Here is a 19175-nt window from a genome sequence, read left to right on the forward strand (position 1 = left end):
CACCGAGTCTAGCCATGGATGCTTTCGACAGTCGCCGCGCCGATGAACTTGCCACCTTGCTGGCCTTGCACGAGCAGGGGTCGTTTGCCGCTGCCGGGCGGCAGTTGGAGCGCCATCCCACGGTGCTGTCCAAGCGCCTGAGTGCGCTGGAGGCACGGCTAGGCATTCGCCTGGTGGAGCGCAGTACGCGGCAGTTGCGCTTTACCGATGAAGGCAAGCGGCTGGTGGCCAAGGTGCGCGAGGCCAATCGGCTGATCGCCGAAGCTGAGCAGGAAGCTGCCGAGGGAGCGGCAACGGCACGAGGGCGCTTGCGCCTGGCATTGCCGGCGGCCATGGGGCGGCGCTGGTTGAGCGGGATGCTCGCCGACTTCGTGCTGGCTTATCCGCAGGTGACGGTGGAGGCCGAGTATGCCGACCGATTCGTCGACCTGATCGGCGAGGGTTTCGATGCCGCCATCCGCATTGGTGAGTTGGCAGACAATCGATTGGTAGCCAGGAAACTGTGCGATCACATACGCATCCTGTGTGCGTCGCCCGAGTACCTTGCTCGGCATGGCGCACCTGCTCGGCCGGAACAGCTTTCGGGTCATAATTGTCTATGTTTCAGTGGCTTGCGTTCATTTCCTGAGTGGCGATTGATGAACGGTGAGCGCCAGCTTAGCGTGAAAGTCGCCGGCAGCCTGCGCAGTAATGACAACGAAGCGCTGCTGGAGGCGGCGCGGCGCGGCGTGGGCATTCTTGCAGGCGGAGACTGGTTGATGGGAGAGGACTTGGCCAGCGGAGGCTTGGTGAGGGTGCTGCCGCAGTGGCAGCTGGATGTTGCGGCGGGCATCTACCTGGTGCGGCCGACCGCACGGCTGAACACCGCGGCCCTGGGCGCCTTCAAGGCGTGGCTGGAAGACCGCTTCCAGGCCGGAGCGCCATGGCGGTCATGATATTTAACTTCATGTTCTATATATAAATATCTGATAAATAACGATTTATCTTTTGGCTACCGCATGCTGAACACACTGCTCATAGTAGGTCTGCCTGATTGCAGCAGGCTTGAGCCGCGAGCGGCTGTTGTAGGTCTGCTCGGTAATGCCGAAGGCGGTCATGCGCATCCAGGGTTTGGGAAACTTGCGTACCTGCAACTTCTTGCGTGTTGCGTACAGGGTCACCCCGGACAGCTTGGCCTGCTGGGCCTCGGCGGCTATCTGTGCACCCCAGCCGCAGGTGTTGCGATCGTTCTGGCTCAGCGCCCGGGCCTGAGCGCTAAAAGCGAGGGTGGTCAGCAGGCAGCCGGCCATCGTTGCTAGAATTACTCGCATGTTGCTGTCCTAAGCATATGAAGAAGAAAGGAGTTTGCCTCCGCTTTCGGCTGTCAGGGGCCACCAAATTGCCGTCACATGCCGGTGATCCTGGCCTTCGGCCGCAAGCCCGACCCTTGCCAGCGGGGCTTGCAAGAGGGCGTTATAAATACCGCACCGGGTGTATGTGATCGTACAACTGCTTGCGCTATGATGAGCGCTGTCTTCCAAGGTGAAATACAGGGCAATGACAGAGCAGCAGGTACAGGCAAGGCCCCGGCGCAAGCCACGCAGTCTGGCCCAGGAACTGGTCACAGTGCTGACCGAGCGTATTCGCAGCGGCCAGCTCAAGCGTGGCGACAAGCTGCCGACCGAATCGCAGATCATGGTCGAAGAGGGCGTCAGCCGCACCGTGGTGCGCGAGGCCATCTCGCGGCTACAGGCTGCCGGGCAGGTCGAAACCCGCCACGGCATTGGCACTTTCGTGCTTGACGCGCCGGCCACCGGGGGCTTTCGTATCGACCCGGCGACTGTGGTCACCCTGCGTGAGGTGTTGGCGGTGCTGGAGTTGCGCATTGCCCTGGAAATCGAATCGGCGGGCCTGGCGGCGCAGCGGCGCAGTGATGAAGCGCTGGCCGGGATGCGCGCAGCGCTGGACGAACTCAACGAAGGTGCCGCCCACGCCACGGATGCGGTGTCGGCAGACTTCCAGTTCCACCTGCGCATTGCCCAGGCCAGCGGCAACCACTACTTCGCCGACATCATCAACCACCTGGGCACCAGCATCATCCCGCGTACCCGGCTGAATTCGGCGCGGCTGGCCCATGATGACCAGGCGCATTACATGAGCCGGTTGATGCATGAGCATGAGGCGATTTATGAAGCCATCGCCCGGCGTGACAGCGAAGGGGCGAAGATGGCCATGCGCATGCACCTGAGCAACAGCCGCGAGCGCTTGCGTCAGGCGCATGAAGAGGCTGAAGCGCAAGGGGCCTGAGGCCATTGCGCCGGCGAAGAGGCCAGTGAACCCATAAAGAAAAGCCCCGCCATGTGCGGGGCTTTCTTGTATCAGGCCATCATTCAGATCGCCTCATCACTCCATTGCCCGTTCACCAGGCGGCGCAGCCCCAGTGGGTTACCGTCGCGCAGGGCTTCAGGCAGCAGGGCCTGCGGGTAGTTCTGGTAGCACACCGGGCGCAGGAAGCGGTCGATAGCCAGGGTGCCGACCGATGTACCGCGCGCATCCGAAGTTGCCGGGTAAGGCCCGCCATGCACCATGGCATCACACACTTCGACACCGGTCGGGTAGCCGTTGATCAGGATCCGCCCGACTTTCTCCTCCAGCAGCGGCACCAACCAGGCGTAGGCCTCGAAATCTTCCGCTTCACCGATCAATGTCGCCGTCAGCTGGCCGCGCAAGCCAAGCAGGGCGGCACGCAGTTGATCATTGTCCTGCACTTCAACGGCCACAGTGGTAGGGCCGAACACTTCTTCCTGCAGCAGCGGATCAGACTCGACCAGCAAACGGGCATCGGCCTTGAACAGCTGGGCACGCGCCTGGTTGCCTTCCTGTGCCTGGCCAGCCAGGTGCTCGATACCGGCATGCCCGTGCAGGTGCTCCAGGCCGCCAACGTAGCTGCGCAGGCCTCCCGCGTTGAGCATGGTTTGCCCGGCCTGCTGTTCGAGATGTTGGCCCAGCTCGGCCAATAGCTGGCTGTACTGGGGCGACTGCAGGCCGATCACCAACCCCGGGTTGGTGCAGAACTGCCCGGCGCCCATGCACACCGAGCCGGCCAGTTCGCGGGCAATGGCCTCGCCACGCTTGGCCAGGGCGGCTGGCAGGATGATCACCGGGTTGATGCTCGACATCTCGGCGAACACCGGGATCGGTTGCGGGCGCTCGGCAGCCATGCGGCACAGGGCGTCGCCGCCTTTCAGCGAGCCAGTGAAGCCGACGGCCTGGATGGCCGGGTGCTTGACCAGCCACTCACCTACACCACCACCGAACACCATGTTGAACACGCCCTTGGGCATGCCGGTGCGCTCGGCGGCGCGCACGATGGCGCAACCGACCAGGTCGGCGGTGGCCATGTGGCCGCTGTGTGCCTTGAACACCACCGGGCAACCGGCGGCCAGTGCTGCAGCGGTGTCGCCACCGGCGGTAGAGAAGGCCAGCGGGAAGTTGCTGGCGCCGAACACGGCGACCGGGCCGACGCCAATGCGCATCTGGCGCAGGTCCACGCGTGGCAGCGGCTGGCGCTCTGGCAAGGCCAGGTCGATACGGGCACCGAGGAAATCACCACGACGCAGCACTTGGGCGAACAGGCGCATCTGGCCGCTGGTGCGGCCACGCTCGCCTTGAATACGGGCGGCGGGCAGGGCGGTCTCGCGGCAGACGATGGCAACGAAGGCGTCGTCCAGTTCGTCCAGCTCTGCGGCGATGGCGTCAAGGAACTCGGCGCGGCGGGCTGGGGCCAACTGGCGGAATTCGGCGAAGGCGGCGGCGGCGGCTTTGGCGGCCTGGTCCACTTCGGCTTCAGTGGCCTGGGCAAAGCTGTAGGGCAGGGCTTCGCCAGTGCTGGCGTCCAGGCTCTGCAGGCGCTGGGAGCCAGCGGCGCTGCGCTGGCCGGCGATGAAGTTGTGGCCGAGAATCTCAGGCATGGGGTGCTCCTGTAGGTTGAAAGAAAATCTGGCGGGTTTACACATGACCTGTGGGAGCGGGCGCGCCCGCGAAGCAGCCGACTCGGTGCATGGCACCGGCTTCGCCGGTGTTCGCGGGCATGCCCGCTCCCACAGTGACCGCGTCGCATCGTTTTGTCGGGCAAGCACTTGGCATCAGGTAATCGGTGCCGGGTTGAACAGGGTGATGTCGTTGTGCAGGCGGTGCTGTTCGGCCCAGGTCTGCTTGCGGCCGCTGGCCACGTCCAGGTAGTAGTGGAACAGCTCCCAGCCCAGCTCTTCGATGGTCGAACGGCCTGTGGCGATGCGCCCGGCGTCTATATCGATCAGGTCGGGCCAGCGCTGCGCCAGCTCGCTGCGCGTGCACACTTTGACCACTGGCGCCATGGCCAGGCCGTAAGGGGTGCCGCGACCAGTGGTGAACACGTGCAGGTTCATGCCAGCCGCCAGCTGCAAGGTGCCGCAGACGAAGTCGCTGGCCGGGGTGGCGCAGAAGACAAGGCCTTTACGGTTGACCCGCTCGCCCGGGCCAAGCACTCCCTGGATGGCGCCGCTGCCGGACTTGACGATCGAGCCCAGCGATTTCTCGACGATATTCGAAAGACCACCCTTCTTGTTGCCCGGTGTGGTATTGGCGCTACGGTCAGCGGCGCCTTGCTGCAGGTAGCGGTCGTACCAGTCCATTTCGCGAACCAATGCCTCGGCGACGTCCTGGTTTTCAGCGCGTGAGGTGAGCATGTAGATGGCGTCGCGCACCTCGGTCACTTCCGAGAACAGCACGGTCGCGCCGGCCCGGACCAGAAGGTCAGAGGCATAGCCCAACGCCGGGTTGGCGGTGATGCCTGAGAAGGCGTCGCTGCCACCGCACTGCATACCAAGGATCAACTCGCTGGCCGGTACGGTTTCGCGGCGGCGCTGGTCGAGTTTTTTCAGGCGGGTTTCGGCCAGCTCCATGATCTGCTCGATCATTTCCACAAAGCCCAGGCTGGCGTCCTGCAGGCGGTACAGCCAAGGGTCGCTGAGGTCTACCGACGGGTCGTTGTCATGCATCACCTGACCGGCCTGCAGCTTTTCGCAGCCCAGGCTGATGACCAACGCTTCGCCGCCCAGGTTGGGGTTGCGTGCCAGGTTGCGCACGGTGCGGATCGGGATGTACGCGTCGCGGGCGTTGATCGCCACGCCGCAGCCATAGCTGTGGGTGATGGCTACCACATCATCAACGTTGGGGTACTTGGGCAGCAGTTCGTTGCGAATGCGCTTGACTGCATGCTCCAGCACGCCGGTCACGCACTGCACGGTGGTGGTGATGCCGAGGATGTTGCGGGTACCCACCGTACCGTCGGCATTGCGATAACCTTCGAAGGTAAAACCCTCAAGTGGCGGTAGCGGGGCAGGCACGGCGTCGCAGCGCGGCAGGCTGTCCAGTTCGGGGGCCGAAGGCATGGCCAGCTGGTTTTCCTGCACCCAGCTGCCCTGGCGCAGGTCTTCCAGCGCGTACCCGATGATTTGCCCGTAGCGGCGTACCGGCTCGCCTTTGGCAATCAGCACAGTGGCAACTTTGTGGCTTTGTGGCACGCCTTCAACCAGGGTCAGGCCATCGGGGAAGCGGGCGCCTTCGCCCAGGCCTCCGTCGTTTACCACGACCACGACATTATCGTCATCGTGCAGGCGGACGTAGCGGGGCGAGTCGGAATGTTCGATCAACTGCATGTTTGGGCCCTACTTGTCAGGTTCTCAGGCTTTTTTGTACATCCGCCCGCACCGGCTGCCCGGCGCGGGCGTGTTCACTCAGTGACGCGAGCTGGCCAGTCCGCCGTTGGCGGCAGGCTCAGCCTGTGGCTTCGGGGCGTCGTCGCGCAACTCGATACGCTTGATCGGGCCGACGATTACCAGGTAGCTGAACACGGCTACCAGGGCATTGGCACCCACGTACACCAGCGCCCACTTGAACGAGCCGGTGGCGCTGATGATGTAACCGATCACGATTGGGGTGGTGATCGAAGCGATGTTACCGAAGGTGTTGAACAGGCCTCCGGACAGCCCGGCGATCTGCTTCGGCGAGGTGTCTGCCACCACCGCCCAGCCCAGCGCGCCAATGCCCTTACCGAAGAACGCCAGGGTCATGAAGCCGACCACCATCCATTCAGCCTCGACATAGTTGCAGAACACCATGGTGGTCGACAGCAGCAGGCCGCAGACGATCGGCAGCTTGCGCGAGAAGGTCAGCGAGTTGCCGCGACGCAGCAGCCAGTCCGACAGCACGCCACCGAGCACACCACCGATAAAACCACAAATGGCCGGCAGCGAAGCGATGATGCCCGCTTTAAGGATGGTCATCCCGCGTTCCTGCACCAGATACACCGGGAACCAGGTGAGGAAGAAGTAGGTGATGGCGTTGATGCAGTACTGGCCCAGGTATACGCCCAACAGCATGCGGCTGGTCAGCAGTTGCTTGATGTAACCCCATTTCGGGCCGTCGTTGCCGCGTTTCTGGTCCATGTCCACCAGGCCACCGTTCTGCTCGATGTGCTCAAGCTCGCTTTGGCTGATGCGCGGGTGTTGCTTGGGGTTGTAAATGGTTTTCATCCACACGAACGAGAACAGGATGCCAAGCACGCCCATGACCACGAACACATGTTCCCAGCCAAAGGTGAAGACGATCCAGCCCATGATCGGGGCGAACAGTGCGGTGGCGAAGTACTGCGCCGAGTTGAAGATTGCCGAGGCTGTGCCACGTTCTGCAGTGGGAAACCAGGCCGCAACGATACGGGCGTTGCCGGGGAACGACGGGGCTTCGGCAAAACCGACCAGAAAGCGCAGGGTGAACAGGGTGACTACAGCCCAGGCTACCGGCAAGCCACCGACAAAACCCTGCAGCAGGGTGAACAGCGACCAGGTGAAGATGCTGAAGGCGTAGACGTTCTTGGAGCCGAAGCGATCGAGCAGCCAGCCACCAGGAATCTGGCCAGCCACGTAAGCCCATCCGAAGGCGGAGAAAACATAGCCGAGGGTTACGGCGTCAATGCCGAGGTCTTTTTGCAGGCTGGAGCCTGCGATTGCAATGGTGGCGCGGTCGGCATAGTTGATCGTGGTCACCAGAAACAGCATGAACAGGATCAGGTAGCGCACATGCGTCTTCTTAGTCGCTTGCATGCTGGTAATACTCCCACTAGTTATTTTTGTGCGGGCTCACGAATTGTAACCGGAGTGGGGGCTTCCCACTCCGGGTGCGGCATTGGCAGGCCGCAGGGGTTCGCTTATTGCGGACCCATCTTGTCCATAAGGGCGGCGAGCATTTCGTATTCTTCTGCAGTCAGGTCGGTCAGCGGCGTGCGTACCGGGCCTGCGTCGTAACCGGCGATTTTTGCGCCTGCCTTGACGATACTCACGGCGTAGCCGGCCTTGCGGTTGCGGATGTCCAGGTACGGCAGGAAGAAGTCGTCGATCAGCTTGCCAACGGTGGCGTGATCTTCACGGGCGATAGCGTTATAGAAGTCCATCGCGGTCTTCGGCACGAAGTTGAACACGGCCGAGGAGTACACCGGTACGCCCAGGGCCTTGTAGGCGGCAGCATACACTTCGGCGGTCGGCAGGCCTCCCAGGTAGCTGAAACGATCACCCAGACGGCGACGGATCGACACCATCAGTTCGATATCACCCAGGCCATCCTTGTAGCCGATCAGGTTCGGGCAGCGCTCGGCGAGTTTTTCCAGCAGGTCGGCGTTCAGGCGGCAGACGTTGCGGTTGTAGACCACTACACCGATCTTCACCGATTTGCACACGGCTTCGACGTGGGCGGCAACACCGTCCTGGCTGGCTTCGGTCAGGTAGTGCGGCAGCAGCAGCAGGCCTTTGGCACCCAGGCGCTCGGCTTCTTGCGCATATTCGATGGCCTGGCGGGTGGAGCCACCAACGCCGGCAAGGATAGGCACCGAGGTAGCGCAGGTGTCGACGGCAGTCTTGATCACCTGGCTGTATTCGCTGGCGGCCAGGGAGAAGAACTCACCGGTGCCGCCGGCGGCGAACAGGGCGCTGGCGCCGTAGGGGGCAAGCCATTCCAGGCGCTTGATGTAGCCAGCCTGGTGGAAGTCGCCCTGGGCGTTGAAGTCGGTGACCGGGAAAGACAGCAGGCCGTGGGAGAGGATGGATTTCAGTTCTTGTGGATTCATTGTTGTTGGCATCCTGTGGCGCTTGGGTGAAGGGTGTTGTTCTGCGTTGGAGGTAAGTTATCGTACAACCTGTGCGATGACTAGTCCCTGCTTGAGATTTTTTTGTAGGGGGTGGGACAGAGGTGTGGTCGCCTGTACCGGCCTCTTCGCGGGCACGCCCGCGGAGAGGCCGGTACAGGCGAGGCATAACGGAAGGAAAAGACGCCGATTGCAGATTTCCGGCAATCAGTCATCGTATCTCTTGGTGGGGGAGGGGAAAAAACGATCGCGGAGACAGGCACAAGCCCGCCGCCCGCATCCACGGGAAGTGTTCTGGGACCAGCAGAGGGTGACCGGGGAAACGGGGGCGGCCTTGCGCCGCCCCGCGATCAAAGCAGAGGCAACTGAAGGTCAGGCAGCGTGCTGGCGCTTGATCTGCGCCTTGCGTACCTGGGCCCGGCAAGCATCGCCGAAGGCCTTGAACATCTTGATCGAATCAGGGTTTTTCGCAGCTTGCCACTCCGGATGCCACTGCACCGCGAACAGGAACGGCGAAATGCTCGGGGCGTGAATGGCTTCGACCAGGCCGTCTTCGGCGAGGGCGATGGCTTCGAGGCCGGCGCCGAGCGTGCGCAGGCCTTGGCCATGCAGCGAGTTGACGCGAATCTCATCGGTACCCAGGGTGTCACGCAGCCAGCTGCCCGGCTTGATCTTCACCCCGTGTACCTGGGCGTACTGCACTTCAACCGGGTCTTCCGGGTTTTCCCGGTGGTCGTTGAAGCCAGGCTCGGCGTACACCTTCTGGTAGATGTCGCCACCCAGGGCCACGTTGATTTCCTGCATGCCACGGCAGATACCGAAGATGGGCAGGCCACGCTTGATCGCCGCTTTCACCAGCGGAATGTCGAACAGGTCGCGGTTCTGGTCCTGGCCCTTGCCTGGGGTTTCGTTTTCCTGGCCGTACAGGGCCGGGTCGATGTTGCTGCCGGCGCCGGTCAGGTACACGCCATCGGCCATGTCCAGATAGGTGTCGAGGTCTTCAGTGCCGCAGCAAGTGGGCACCAGCACCGGGACACAATCAGAGAACTCGACCAGCGGGGTGATGTATTTGTGGGTCATGACCTGATAGTCATGGCCTTTGCGCTCTTGGCTGCCCATGGTCATCAGGACGACGGGTTTGCGCAGGGAAGGTTGCTTGTTGCCAATGTTGCTGTTGGACATATGTCACCTTGGGACAGGTTCAGCCTGTCGTTGTTGTGCAGGTGCACGGCGCGGGGCCCTGGGTGCAGCCTGTAGCTCCGAGCACTGCCGGCTCGTCAGAGGCGACGATTCCGGTCGGGGCATGTAGATAGCTTGCCAGAGCCGTTCGATATGTCAAACGACTGAAGAGCGCTTTAACGCGGGGAATGCACCGGTTTTTGGGGGTTAAAAACGGTGCACGCCTGTGGCGGCGTGGGTTTGGCAGGGGTGACGGTCAATAATATTTAACGATGCAGTTGGGTCTTTGCAGCGGTGCAATGAAGTACTGCTGTCTCGGCCTCTTCGAGTCGTCGAGCCACCCCGAAGAGGCCGGTTCAGATTTTAGTGGAGTATCTGCGCCAGGAACGCTTTGGCCCGCTCGGTACGGGGCTGGCTGAAGAACACCTGCGGTGGGCTGTCTTCAATGATCTGCCCACCCTCCAGGAACAGCACTCGCTCGGCCACTTGCCGGGCAAAGCCCATTTCATGCGTGACGCAGAGCATGGTCATGCCAGTGCCGGCCAGTTGCACCAGTACATCCAGCACCTCGGCAACCATTTCCGGGTCCAGTGCAGAGGTGGGCTCGTCAAACAGCATGATCCGCGGCTTCATGCACAGTGCCCGGGCAATCGCCACGCGCTGCTGCTGGCCGCCTGACAGCTGGCTGGGGTACTTGTGCGCCTGGCTTTCGATACCCACTTTGCTCAGGTACATGCGTGCCCGTTCCTCGGCGTCCTTGCGCGACAGCCCGCGTACGCTGGTGGGGGCCAGCAGGCAGTTGTCGAGCACGCTCATGTGCGGGAACAGGTTGAAATGCTGGAACACCATGCCGATGTCGCTGCGCACCTGCGCCGCTTCACGGGTGGTGGCGGCCAGGTCGATGCCGTCCACCTGGATGTTGCCCTGCTGGGCCACTTCCAGGCGGTTGATACAGCGGATCAGGGTCGACTTGCCCGAGCCGGACGGCCCGCACAGCACGATGCGTTCGCCTTCGCGCACCTGCAGGTCGATGTTGTGCAGCACCTGGAACGCGCCGTAGTGCTTGTTCAGGCCTTCGATGCGGATCAGCACCGGGCGTGGATCGGGCTCGGGGGCAAGGCTTGCAAGGCTCAATGATGCGGTCATGTTGTTTTTCTCCCGCGTGGGTTCAGTCGAAACGGGTCGCGCTGTAGGGCGCGGGGTCGGTAAAAGGGCGCTCGCCGGTGATCAGCTCGGCCACCAGCCGGCCACTGACCGGGCCCAGGGTGAGGCCGTGGTGGGCGTGGCCAAAGTTGAACCACAGCCCCGGGTGGCGCGCTGCGGGGCCAATCACCGGGCGCATGTCGGGCAGGCATGGGCGGCGGCCCAGCCACGGCGTGTCGTCCAGGCGCTCCCCCAGGGCCGGGAACAGCTTGCGTGCCAGGGCCTCGCAGCGGCCCAGTTGTATCTGGTTGCCGGGTGCGTTGCTGGCGTCGAACTCGATGCCGGTGGTCAGGCGCACGCCACGCGCCATCGGCGCCAGCACGTAGCCGCCTTGGGTGTCGCAGATTGAATGCTCGAGCGTCGCACCGTCACGGGTGCTGTAGTGCATGTGATAGCCCCGCTTGATCGCCAGCGGAATCGGGTAGCCCAGGCCGCTGAACAGGTCGGCCGACTGCGGGCCGAGGCAGGCCACCACCTCGTCGGCGGTAATTGGGCCACGGCGGCTCTCTACCCGCCATTGGCCGTTGGCCTGGCGCAGGCTTCGGGCATCACCATGCAGGAACTGCCCACCGCGCTGCAAGAACAGCGCCGCATAACCGCGGGTGAGGGCGCCGGGGTTGTTCACGGTCTTGGGGTCGAGCCAGTGGATGCCGCCGACCACAGTGGTGTCCAGCTGATGCTCGCGGGCCTGCAACTGCCCGCATTCGAGGATTTCAAATTGCAGGCCATAGCGGCTCAGGCCTTTGGCGTCCGTCTTGGCCTGCTCGAACAGTGCAGGGTCACGGAACACTTCGATCCAGCCTTTGGCCTGCACCAGCCCTTCAAGGCCGGCGGCTTCAATCAACGCGTCGTGTTCTTCGATGCAGCGCGACACCAGTGGAAGCATGTCGGCGGCAGCACCCGCCAGGCGCCCAGGGGCCGACTGGCGCCAGTAGCGCCACAGCCACGGCGCGGCCTTGGGCAGGTGTGCCAGGCTGTAGCGCACATCGGGCTGGCGGTTCAGGCCGTAGCGCACCAAGGCTCCCAACTGCCGGGGGAAGGCGTAGGGGATAACGCTGGAGCGCTCGATCAGCCCGGCGTTGCCATGGCTGGTGCCGCTGCCGGGTTCGTCGCGGTCGATCAGGACGACCTGGCGCCCGCGGGCCTGCAAGTGCAGGGCGGTGCAGACGCCGACGATACCGGCGCCGAGGACAAGGGTCTGGCAATGCATGGAACGTATCCTTCGGTCAGTTCAGGTGGCGGCCCAGGCGGCCTTCCAGGTGTTTCAGCAGGCGCCGCACCAGTTCGACGATCACCAGGTAGAGCACGGCGGCCCAGAGGTAGATCTGGAAGTCGAAACTGCGCGAGAAGGCCAGTTTGGTCACGCCCATCAGGTCGTAGATGGTCACCAGCGAGGCAATCGCGCTGGCCTTGATCATCAGGATCAGTTCGTTACCCAGCGGGCCGATGGCCACCAGCAACGACTGCGGCAGAATTACCTTGAAAAAGGTGGTTGAACGCTTCAGGTTCAGCGCCCGTGCCGCCTCGTGCTGCCCCGGCGCGACGGCCATCAGGCTGCCGCGGAAGATCTCTGCCTGGTAGGCGGCGGTGTTCAGGGTGAAGGCCAGCAAGGTGCAGAACCACGCCTCGCGGAAAAACCACCACAGGCCGACGTCCTGCCAGAAGCCCTTGAGCGAACCCAGGCCGTAATACAGCAGAAACAGCTGGGCCAGCAGCGGCGAGCCGCGGAAGAAGTACACGTAGCCGGCGGCCATGCGTTGCAGCAGCAAGCTGCGTGACATGCGCGCCAGGGCCAGCAACAGTCCGAGCACCGCGCCCAGGCTAAACGAAATGGCCACCAGTTTGGCGGTTACCAGCAGGCCATCGAGAAAACGTGGGCCGTAGCGTTCCAGCAGGTCGGGGTCGAGCACCAGTGCCAGCAGTTGTTCGAAGCTCATGCCCGTGCTCCTTGCAGGTGGCGGTTACTGCGCCGTTCGATGAAGGCGAACACGCGCCCGGAAAGCGCTGCGAACAGCAAGTAGCCCACGCAGGCAACGCCATAGAAGAACATCGGTTCCTTGGTCACGCTGACGGCCAGGTTGGTCTGGCGCATCAGGTCGACCAGCGAAATGGTCGACACCAGCGAGGTGTCTTTCAGCAGCGACAGCCAGTTGTTTGACAGGCCGGGCAGGGCGATACGGGTCAGTTGTGGCAGCAGCACCTTGAAGAAGCCGGTTCGTTTGCTCAGGCCCAGCGCCGAGCAGGCTTCCAGCTGGCCTTTGGGCAAGGTCTTGAAGGCCGCCAGCCAGATCTCGCTGGAGAACGCAGCGAACACCAGGCTGAAGGCAACCATCGCGGCAAGGAAGGTATTGATCAGAAACTCGCCTTCATAGCCCATGGCAGCGAGGATCTTCTGTGCGGCGATCTGGCAGCCGTAATAGATGATGAGCAGCGTCAGCAGCTCGGGCAGGCCGCGGAACACGGTGGAAAACGTGGTGGCCCAGGCGCGTGGCAGGCGTTTGCGCGAGCGCGCCGCCAAGGCGACCACCAGGCCCAGCGGCAGGCCGATGGGCAGGCAGGCCAAGGCCAGTGAAACGGTAACCAGGGCGCCGGCCAGCAGCGCCTGGCCCCAGCCTCCGCTGGCGAAGGACAGCAAGGACAATTGATCGAGCATGACGAACACCTTGTGTTGACCTCACCGGCCTTATCGCTGGCAAGCCAGCTCCCACAGGGACTGCGCATCCTTCAGGCCTTGTGCGGTCCTGTGGGAGCTGGCTTGCCGGCGATAGGGCCCGGTCAGGCGATGCGGGCTCTAAGGTCAGTTGTAGATATCGAAAGCAAAGTACTTGCTGGCGATCTTCTGGTAGGTGCCGTTGGCCACGATCTGTTGCAGCGCGGTGTTCAGGCGCTGGCGCAGGGCTTCATCGTCCTTGCGCACGGCAATGGCAGCATCGGCCTTGGTCTCGGCGACGTCGCCAAGGATCTTGCAGCAGTCCCCGCCGTTCTTGGTCATCCACTCGTGCAGCGGGAATTTGTCGGCAATCACCCCGTCCAGGCGTCCGGCGGCCAGGTCGGCGTTGGCTTCGTCCATGGTCGGGTACAGCTTTACATCGGCACCGGCCTTGCCGTACACGTCTTCGGCGTAGATCGCCTGGGTGGACGACGACTGGGCGCCGACGGTGTAGCCGACGAAGTCGGTCTGGGCGCTGTCGATCTTGCTGTCCTTGGCTACCGCCACCGTCAGCGGAGTGCGGTAGTAGTGGTCAGTGAAGGCGATTTTCTTGCGCCGCTCTGCGGTGTCGATCATCGACGCGACCACCGCGTCATACTTGCGCGCCATCAGCGCCGGAATAATCCCTTCCCAGTCCTGGGCCACCAGCGTGCACTCGACTTTCATCTGTTCGCACAGGGCATGGGTGATGTCGATATCGAAGCCATGCAGCTTGTTATCGGCGTCTACATAGTTGAAGGGCGGGTACGCGCCCTCGGTGGCGAAGCGCAGGGTTTCGGCACTGGCGGCACCCGTCAGCAGCAGGGCACACGCACCCACCAAGGCCATGGTCTTGTTCATCTCGCACCTCATTGCACTCTTGCTATTGTTGTTTGCCCGTTGGCCACGAGGTGTAGCCGACGAATTCGTTATGTAGAGCGGCAGTCGCTTCCAAGCGTTTTTCAACATCAGGCCCGAGTTTCTTGCAGACCTCGTTGACCATCAGGTGCACCCACGACAGCATGGTCGAGGTGGATTCCCAGAACAGATTGAACTCGGTGGGGATGCGGAACACCTCGTCGGCGTTGGCATCGGCCCAGTCACAGAAAGTGTCGGTCACCAGGGTGACCGCAATGCCCGCCTCGCGCGCCTTCTGGCACAGTTGCAGGGCGTGACGGGAATAACGGCGGGCCTCGAACACTACCAAGGCACTGTCTTCGGCGCGGCCCAGCAACACCTCGCCGAAGTGCCCGGCGCTGATATCTACCAGCTGCACGCCATCGCGCAGGTATTGCAGCAGGTGGCTCATGCACATGGCGATGCCACGCTCGGTCTGGAAACCGGCGATGAACACCCGCGGCTTGCTTGCCAGGCGTTGCGCTACGCTGTGCCAGGTCGGGCTCTGGCGGTATTCGTGGACGCGCATCAAGGCGGCGATTTCCAGCTCCAGGCTGCCGGCGTTGTCACTGGCGTCCTGGTTCTGGCGATAATCCTGCAGGCGGTCGCCCACCAGCCAGGGGCCATCGCCCAGATTGTTTTGCAGGTCTTGCTTGAGCGCCTTGAGATGGGCATAACCCAGTGAGCGGCAGAAGCGCCCGACGCTGGATTCGCTGACGCCCAGCTTGGCGGCAATGCTGGCCGAAGTCTGGAACGGCAGTTCGTGCAGGTTGGCAAGCATGTAGGTGGCGATCTGGCGACCCGAGGCAGCGGCCCCTTCGAGGCTGTTTTCCAGGCGTTGCTTGATCGGTTGGCTCATGCTGCGGCTCCAGGGGTAGGGCGTGGAAAGAAAATGAATGTTTTCTGTCATCAAGTCAATGTTTGACAGAATGCTGTCACATGCAGGAAAGTTTTTGTCGTTGCAACGCTGTAGCCATCCCAAAATCAACAAGGAGCTTCAGATGTCCGCACCTTCCACCGGCAGCGTCGTGCGCGTGCCTTTTACCGAGCTCCAGAACCTTTTGCAGGCCATTTTCCAGCGTCATGGGTGCAGCGAGGCCGTGGCCCGGGTGCTGGCTCACAACTGTGCCAGCGCCCAGCGCGATGGTGCCCACAGCCACGGGGTGTTCCGCATACCTGGCTATGTCTCGACCTTGGCCAGTGGCTGGGTCGATGGCCAGGCCACACCCAAGGTCAACGACGTGGCTGCAGGCTATGTGCGTGTCGATGCTGCGGGCGGTTTTGCCCAGCCGGCACTGGCGGCGGCCCGTGAGCTGTTGGTGGCCAAGGCGCGCAACGCCGGCATTGCCGTGCTGGCGATTCACAACTCGCACCACTTTGCCGCGTTGTGGCCTGATGTAGAGCCGTTCGCCGAAGAGGGCCTGGTGGCCCTGAGCGTGGTCAACAGCATGACCTGCGTGGTGCCGCATGGTGCACGCAAGCCACTGTTCGGTACCAACCCCATCGCTTTTGCTGCGCCTTGTGCCGAACATGACCCGATCGTCTTCGACATGGCCACCAGCGCCATGGCCCACGGCGACGTCCAGATTGCCGCGCGTGCCGGTCAGCAACTGCCGGAAGGCATGGGCGTGGATGCCAATGGCGAACCGACCACCGAGCCCAAGGCGATTCTGGAAGGCGGCGCCTTGCTGCCGTTTGGCGGGCACAAAGGCTCGGCGCTGTCGATGATGGTCGAACTGCTGGCGGCGGCGCTGACCGGCGGTAATTTCTCCTGGGAGTTCGATTGGTCGGGGCACCCTGGGGCGAAGACGCCATGGACCGGGCAATTGATCATCGTCATCGACCCGAGCAAAGCCGAGGGCGAGCGCTTTGCCCAGCGCAGCCGTGAGCTGGTGGAGCAGATGCAGGCAGTGGGGCTGACGCGTATGCCGGGTGAGCGCCGCTACCGCGAGCGCGAGGTGGCTGAGGAGGAGGGGGTTGCGGTGACTGAGCAGGAGTTGCAGGGCCTGAAAGAGCTGCTTGGCTGACCCGGCCTCTTCGCGGGCACGCCCGCTCCCACAGGGGCTGCACAGGTTTCAAGGGCAGCGTTATCACTGTGGGAGCGGGTTCACCCGCGAAGGATCCTGCACAGATCTCTAGCCATGCAATGTTGCATAGACAACCTTGCACAATCGTGGATGTTCCTGAGCCCGCACTACGGGTATGCTCGGGTCTGCCTTTTCGAACTGTCCTGATCCAAGGAGTTGCACGCTGTGTTCAAACATGTCGATGCCTATGCCGGCGACCCGATCCTCTCGTTGATGGAAACCTTCAAGGCCGACCCGCGCGCCGACAAGGTCAACCTGAGCATCGGCCTGTATTACGATGAGGCCGGTGTGGTGCCGCAACTGGCGGCGGTGGATGCGGTGGAAAAACGCATGGCCGGCCAGGACCACGAAGCATCCCTCTACCTGCCAATGGAAGGCCTGGCCAGCTACCGCCAGGCGATCCAGGCGCTGCTGTTCGGTGCCGATCACCCGGCCGTGACCGGCGGTCGCGTGGCCACTGTGCAGACCGTGGGTGGCTCGGGCGCCCTGAAAGTCGGTGCCGACTTCCTCAAACGCTACTTCCCGCAGTCGGAAGTCTGGGTCAGCAACCCGACCTGGGATAACCATCGCGCCATCTTCGAAGGTGCCGGTTTCAAGGTGAACACCTACCCGTACTTCGACCAGGCCTCCCGCGGTGTGGACGTTGACGGCATGCTGGCCACCCTGCAGACCCTGCCGGCCAACAGCGTGGTCCTGCTGCACCCGTGCTGCCACAACCCCACCGGTGCCGACCTTACACAAAACCAGTGGCAGCAAGTGGTGGAAGTGGTCAAGGCACGCCAGCTGATCCCGTTCCTCGACATTGCCTACCAAGGCTTCGCCGAAGGACTGGTGGAAGACGCCTACGCCATCCGCGAAATGGCCCGCGCCGGCGTGCCGTGCCTGGTCAGCAACTCGTTCTCGAAGATCTTCTCGCTGTACGGCGAGCGGGTTGGCGGCCTGTCGGTGGTCTGCGATGACGACGCCACAGCCCAGAGCGTGCTTGGCCAGCTCAAGGCTACCGTGCGCCGCAACTACTCCAGCCCGCCCAACTTCGGCGCCCAGCTGGTCGCAGGCGTGCTGAGCGATGCTGCCCTCAATGCCCAGTGGGCCGAGGAAGTCGAAGTGATGCGCAAGCGTATTCTCGACATGCGCCAGGCATTGGTCGATGCCTTGGCCGTGCTGCTGCCAGGTCAGGACTTCCAGTTCTTCCTGCGTCAGCGCGGCATGTTCAGCTACACCGGTTTCAGTGTCGAGCAAGTGCGCCGCCTGCGTGACGAATTTGGCGTGTACCTGATCGACAGCGGCCGCGTGTGCATGTCCGGCCTGCGCCCGGCCAACCTGCAACGGGTTGCCGAAGCGTTCGCTGCTGTTCAGAAGTAAAAAGGTACCGGGCCGCTTCGCGGCCCGTTCCCACATTGTTGCCTGCACACCCTGCTTGTAAAGACAAGTGCAACCGCCCCTCGGAAAAGGGCTTCGCAAGTGCAACCTTTCCGTGCACAATCGCGCCCCTCTTTTCCGGTTGAGTTGGGCGATAGCACTATTTCGCCATTCTCAGCCTGTTGCAGTCTTGCGAGTGGAGCTTCACCCGGAATGAATGAGCAGGCCCCGAGCGTTGAACAACGCTATGTAGAATCGACCCCCGCCACCCTCGGCAGCTGGGCGCGTCACGACACCACCTGGATGCTGGGCCTGTTCGGCACAGCCATTGGCGCCGGAACCCTGTTCCTGCCGATCAACGCCGGCCTTGGCGGCTTCTGGCCACTGATCATCCTCGCCGTTCTGGCTTTCCCGATGACCTATTTCGCCCACCGCGGGCTGACCCGCTTCGTGCTCTCCGGGCGCAATGGCGGCGACATCACCGAAGTGGTGAAGGAGCACTTTGGCAGCAACGCCGGTGCCTCGATCACGGTGCTGTACTTCTTCGCGATCTTCCCGATCCTGCTTATCTATAGCGTGGCGCTGACCAACACCGTGTCCAGCTTCATGGAGCACCAACTGCACATGGCGCCGCCGCCGCGGGCCATCCTGTCGTTCGTGCTGATCCTCGGCCTGCTGGCCATCGTGCGCTGCGGTGAGCAGGCCACGGTCAAGGTCATGAGCCTGCTGGTGTACCCGTTCATCGTCGCCCTGGCGTTGCTGGGTCTGTACCTGGTGCCGCACTGGACCGGTGGCATCCTCGACAGCGCTACCCAGGTGCCACCGGCCTCGGCCTTCCTGCATACCCTGTGGCTGGCCATTCCGGTGATGGTGTTCTCGTTCAACCACTCGCCGATCATTTCGGCCTTCGCCGTCGACCAGAAGCGCCGCTACGGCGAGCATGCCGACGAGCGCAGCGGCCAGATCCTGCGCCGCGCCCACCTGCTGATGGTGGTGATGGTGCTGTTCTTCGTGTTCAGCTGCGTGCTCACCCTGAGCAGCGCCCAACTGGCCGAAGCCAAGGCACAGAATCTCTCGATCCTGTCGTACCTGGCCAACCACTTCAGCAACCCGACCATCGCGTTTGCTGCGCCCCTGATCGCCTTCGTGGCCATTTCCAAGTCGTTCCTGGGCCACTACATCGGTGCCAGCGAAGGCCTGAAGGGCATCATCGCCAAGACCGGCGCACGCCCGGGCGCCAAGACACTGGACCGCGTGGTAGCCGCGTTGATGCTGGTGGTTTGCTGGATCGTTGCCACCCTCAACCCGAGCATCCTCGGCATGATCGAATCGCTCGGCGGCCCGATCCTTGCGGTGCTGCTGTTCCTGATGCCGATGTACGCCATCCGCCGTGTACCGTCGATGCGCAAGTACAGCGGTGCGGCCTCCAACGTGTTCGTTGTGGTGGTCGGCCTGGTCGCGTTGACTTCGGTGGTGTACGGCCTGCTGGGCTGATTCGCTGCCTGAAATAGAGAATGCCCGGGTCGCTTGTAGCAACCTGGGCATTTTTTTGTCCACAAAAATTGTCTGGAAATAGAACAATTTCACCTGCCCCCATAGGCACCCG

17 protein-coding genes are annotated in these 19175 nt (G+C 62.9%); 5 read left to right on the forward strand and 12 right to left on the reverse strand.

Annotated elements, in window-relative coordinates:
* The first annotated feature begins 14 nt into the window (after positions 1-14).
* A complete protein-coding gene (locus tag P0Y58_14580; GenBank protein ID WEK28134.1) occupies positions 15-935 on the forward strand; it encodes a LysR family transcriptional regulator in 921 nt (306 codons plus the stop codon).
* Positions 936-980: 45 nt separating this feature from the next.
* On the opposite strand, the gene P0Y58_14585 is transcribed toward P0Y58_14580, so the two are convergent.
* On the reverse strand, positions 981-1310 hold the full coding sequence (locus P0Y58_14585; GenBank protein WEK28135.1) for a hypothetical protein: 330 nt from the start codon (positions 1308-1310) through the stop codon (positions 981-983).
* Between the two features lie 226 nt (positions 1311-1536).
* Between P0Y58_14585 and P0Y58_14590 the strand changes: the two genes are divergently transcribed.
* Positions 1537-2286: a FadR/GntR family transcriptional regulator gene (locus tag P0Y58_14590; GenBank protein WEK28136.1), complete on the forward strand. Its 750-nt coding sequence runs from the start codon at positions 1537-1539 to the stop codon at positions 2284-2286.
* A gap of 83 nt (positions 2287-2369) precedes the next feature.
* Here the strand turns inward: P0Y58_14590 and P0Y58_14595 are convergent, their stop codons facing one another.
* The 11 genes from P0Y58_14595 to P0Y58_14645 all read right to left on the reverse strand — a co-directional run bounded on the left by P0Y58_14595 (position 2370) and on the right by P0Y58_14645 (position 14982).
* Positions 2370-3950, reverse strand: coding sequence for an aldehyde dehydrogenase (NADP(+)) (locus P0Y58_14595; protein ID WEK28137.1), 1581 nt, complete (start codon positions 3948-3950; stop codon positions 2370-2372).
* 174 nt (positions 3951-4124) lie between these two features.
* On the reverse strand, positions 4125-5678 hold the full coding sequence (garD, locus tag P0Y58_14600; GenBank protein ID WEK28138.1) for a galactarate dehydratase: 1554 nt from the start codon (positions 5676-5678) through the stop codon (positions 4125-4127).
* A 78-nt stretch (positions 5679-5756) separates the two neighbouring features.
* Positions 5757-7121, reverse strand: coding sequence for an MFS transporter (locus P0Y58_14605; protein WEK28139.1), 1365 nt, complete (start codon positions 7119-7121; stop codon positions 5757-5759).
* Positions 7122-7225: 104 nt separating this feature from the next.
* Positions 7226-8137, reverse strand: coding sequence for a 5-dehydro-4-deoxyglucarate dehydratase (gene kdgD, locus P0Y58_14610; protein ID WEK28140.1), 912 nt, complete (start codon positions 8135-8137; stop codon positions 7226-7228).
* A 390-nt stretch (positions 8138-8527) separates the two neighbouring features.
* Entirely contained in the window at positions 8528-9337 is an 810-nt protein-coding gene (locus P0Y58_14615) for a gamma-glutamyl-gamma-aminobutyrate hydrolase family protein (protein WEK28141.1), read from the reverse strand.
* A gap of 360 nt (positions 9338-9697) precedes the next feature.
* Entirely contained in the window at positions 9698-10480 is a 783-nt protein-coding gene (locus P0Y58_14620; protein WEK28142.1) for an amino acid ABC transporter ATP-binding protein, read from the reverse strand.
* Positions 10481-10502: 22 nt separating this feature from the next.
* Positions 10503-11747 (reverse strand): FAD-binding oxidoreductase, encoded by a 1245-nt coding sequence (locus tag P0Y58_14625; protein ID WEK28143.1) that lies wholly within the window; start codon positions 11745-11747, stop codon positions 10503-10505.
* Between the two features lie 16 nt (positions 11748-11763).
* Complete coding sequence (locus P0Y58_14630; GenBank protein WEK28144.1) at positions 11764-12474, reverse strand: ABC transporter permease subunit; 711 nt, start codon at positions 12472-12474, stop codon at positions 11764-11766.
* Positions 12471-13190 carry an ABC transporter permease subunit gene (locus P0Y58_14635; GenBank protein ID WEK28145.1) on the reverse strand — a complete coding sequence of 240 codons (720 nt, stop codon included), beginning with the start codon at positions 13188-13190 and terminating at the stop codon, positions 12471-12473. The genes P0Y58_14630 and P0Y58_14635 overlap by 4 nt, the downstream gene beginning before the upstream one ends.
* 144 nt (positions 13191-13334) lie before the next feature.
* Positions 13335-14087 (reverse strand): transporter substrate-binding domain-containing protein, encoded by a 753-nt coding sequence (locus P0Y58_14640; GenBank protein WEK28146.1) that lies wholly within the window; start codon positions 14085-14087, stop codon positions 13335-13337.
* 22 nt (positions 14088-14109) lie between these two features.
* Entirely contained in the window at positions 14110-14982 is an 873-nt protein-coding gene (locus P0Y58_14645; GenBank protein ID WEK28147.1) for a MurR/RpiR family transcriptional regulator, read from the reverse strand.
* Positions 14983-15124: 142 nt separating this feature from the next.
* Here P0Y58_14645 and P0Y58_14650 point away from each other — a divergent pair, with 142 nt between their 5' ends.
* The 3 genes from P0Y58_14650 (at position 15125) to P0Y58_14660 (ending at position 19063) form a co-directional block, all read left to right on the forward strand.
* A complete protein-coding gene (locus P0Y58_14650) occupies positions 15125-16150 on the forward strand; it encodes an Ldh family oxidoreductase (protein WEK28148.1) in 1026 nt (341 codons plus the stop codon).
* Positions 16151-16375: 225 nt separating this feature from the next.
* Positions 16376-17572, forward strand: a complete 1197-nt coding sequence (locus P0Y58_14655; protein ID WEK28149.1) for an aspartate/tyrosine/aromatic aminotransferase — start codon at positions 16376-16378, stop codon at positions 17570-17572.
* Between the two features lie 210 nt (positions 17573-17782).
* Complete coding sequence (locus tag P0Y58_14660) at positions 17783-19063, forward strand: serine/threonine transporter (protein ID WEK28150.1); 1281 nt, start codon at positions 17783-17785, stop codon at positions 19061-19063.
* Positions 19064-19175 lie beyond the last annotated feature (112 nt).

Source organism: Candidatus Pseudomonas phytovorans, from assembly GCA_029202525.1.
Taxonomy (GTDB): domain Bacteria; phylum Pseudomonadota; class Gammaproteobacteria; order Pseudomonadales; family Pseudomonadaceae; genus Aquipseudomonas; species Aquipseudomonas phytovorans.